Annotated in this window: 3 protein-coding genes; all 3 read right to left on the bottom strand. The window is 64.2% G+C overall.

The genetic code is table 11. From position 1 onward, the window contains the following. Positions 1 to 129: 129 nt before the first annotated feature. The 3 genes from CXY91_RS28640 to CXY91_RS28630 all read right to left on the bottom strand — a co-directional run bounded on the left by CXY91_RS28640 (position 130) and on the right by CXY91_RS28630 (position 2,000). On the bottom strand, positions 130 to 360 hold the full coding sequence (locus tag CXY91_RS28640; protein ID WP_100965372.1) for a hypothetical protein: 231 nt from the start codon (positions 358 to 360) through the stop codon (positions 130 to 132). A gap of 9 nt (positions 361 to 369) precedes the next feature. Next, positions 370 to 1,158 (bottom strand): DNA adenine methylase, encoded by a 789-nt coding sequence (locus CXY91_RS28635; RefSeq protein WP_100965371.1) that lies wholly within the window; start codon positions 1,156 to 1,158, stop codon positions 370 to 372. Between the two features lie 149 nt (positions 1,159 to 1,307). Next, on the bottom strand, positions 1,308 to 2,000 hold the full coding sequence (locus tag CXY91_RS28630) for a hypothetical protein (protein ID WP_100965370.1): 693 nt from the start codon (positions 1,998 to 2,000) through the stop codon (positions 1,308 to 1,310). Positions 2,001 to 2,040: the final 40 nt, after the last annotated feature.

Genomic DNA, 2,040 nt, shown 5'->3' with positions numbered 1-2,040 from the left:
CACGATCGGCCGGCACGTCTTCTACAAGCTGCGGCCCGGGCAAACCTAGTCGTGTTGTAGCGCGAAAAATCAAATGGCACTGAGCGAACGATCAAATGGCAACAGACCGCGTTTTGGAATGATGCCTCTCTAGGCGCCTGCGATACGGTCCAGCGCCTGAGCGAACTCTCGCGCTTCCTGCGGAGTGAACACCACCACGAGGCGGCCCAAGATCCTTACCTCGACGGTCTCGTCGGTTCGGGCCGCTTCAAGGTTCACCATCCACCGGCCCCTTCCAAACGGCTCCTCGATCTCGATCCGCGAGCTGTTCGCCTCGTGCTGCATGCGGTGCTGCCGGCCAGCGCCTATCACCTTGTCCATCGACCTGCCTCATGCGCTGATCACCACCTCGCGCACCCGCTTCGTGTGCTCGGCCCCGCCCGCCTGGTAGCTGAGCTCGACTGTCTCGATCGAGGCCCAGGCGAAGAGCGCGCGCACCTCGGGCACGTCATTGAGCGAGAGGATGAAACGGCCTTGAAGCGCTTGTAAAGCCGCGCTGAGCTCGGCGAACTGATCGCGGCCGAAAAGGTCTCTGCCGTAGAAGTGCTCAGTGCCCCAATAGGGCGGATCGAGATAGAACAGCGTGCCCGGCCGGTCCCAGCGCCGGATGAACTCCTGCCAGGGCAGGCAGTCGACCCAGACGCCGGCGAGGCGCTCGTGCACCGCCTCAAGCAGCGGCACCAGGCGCGTGATGTCGAAGCGAGCTGGGCCGTTCGTGTCGATGCCGAAGGAGCGGGATGCGACCTTGCCGCCGAAGCTGAGGCGCTGGAGATAGAGGAAGCGGGCAGCGCGCTCCAGGTCGGTGAGCGTGTCGGGATCCTGGCCGGCCAGGCGCTGGAATTCGGCCCGGCTGGTCACCTGCCATTTCAGCATGTCCAGGAAGGCCTGATAGTGGCGCTGCAGGATGCGGAAGAAGATCGCGACATCGCGCGAGGCGTCGTTGATCGCCTCGACCTTCGGTCGGCTCGGTCGGCGCAGGAAAACGCCGCCCATGCCGACGAAAGGCTCTGCATAGAGGCTGTGCTCGATTGCGCCGATCCGAGCGGTGATGCGGCGTGCGAGCTGCTTCTTGCCGCCGACATAGCCGGCGACGGGATTAACCGGTCTGACGGAATCCATTTGTGCTGCGGTCCGGAATCGTCGCCCTTGCACGCGCGGCTTCGCAGCCGCCGTGGCGGGCGATGTCATTTCGACCTTTCATCGGGCGGCTTTACCTGCCAGGGAGCGGCCGCCGGAGCCCCTCGAGGCTCCCCTGTCACGTCACCAGCTCAGTCGAGCTCTACCACCAGCTGGTTCTGTGGGTAGGTGCTCGGCGACACCACCGCATGGTTCGCCGGGAAATCGGGATCGTAGGCGTCGTACGGGTCCTGATCGAACGCGACGTTGCCATCGCCGCCGGGATTTGGAGCCCCGGTGTTATCCCAGTTCGTAGCGCCGCCCATGTTCCAGGACGATCGCGCACGAGCCCAAATCTCGACCCGGTAGAAGCCCGGCTCAGTTATCTGATGCACCGTCGAGAAGGCCGGGGTCGCATATTTGTATCGGTCGGTTTGGCCGCTGGGATAGGTGACCAGATTTGACATGATGTTCGCCCTGACAAAGCAGCCGGGTATTTCGGGGGGGCGGCCCCAGAACGGGTCTTCCGTGCCGGGCCACGCATCCGCCGCCGCAGGTCCGCGCAGGCCGGCGCTGATCGCATAGACCGACATCCGCTCCATGAAATCTGCCAGGCGGACGCAGGCGTTGAAGCTCAATCGCATCCGTGCAGGCCGGTCGACCTTGAGCCCGATCGTAAACTGCTGCACCCGGCGCCAATTGAAGAACATGTCGTTCTTGGTGGTGTGGGTCTTGGCGAACTGGCCGTGCGTGACGAGCGGTATGCTGGCCAGCGCCGATCGAGGAAGGACCAGCGGCGCGGCCGCGGCGGCGGCGCCAAGCGCGAGAAACTGACGACGATCCATAGCCTATCCCCTATCCCAAGAACGAAGACGAACCTTCGGT

Origin of the sequence: Allobosea sp. FBZP-16, assembly GCF_002831785.1 — a bacterium.
GTDB classification, from domain to species: Bacteria; Pseudomonadota; Alphaproteobacteria; order Rhizobiales; family Beijerinckiaceae; genus Allobosea; species Allobosea lupini.
Note: the sequence above shows the minus strand (reverse complement) of the source record. Positions and strands in the feature narration are given on the sequence as shown.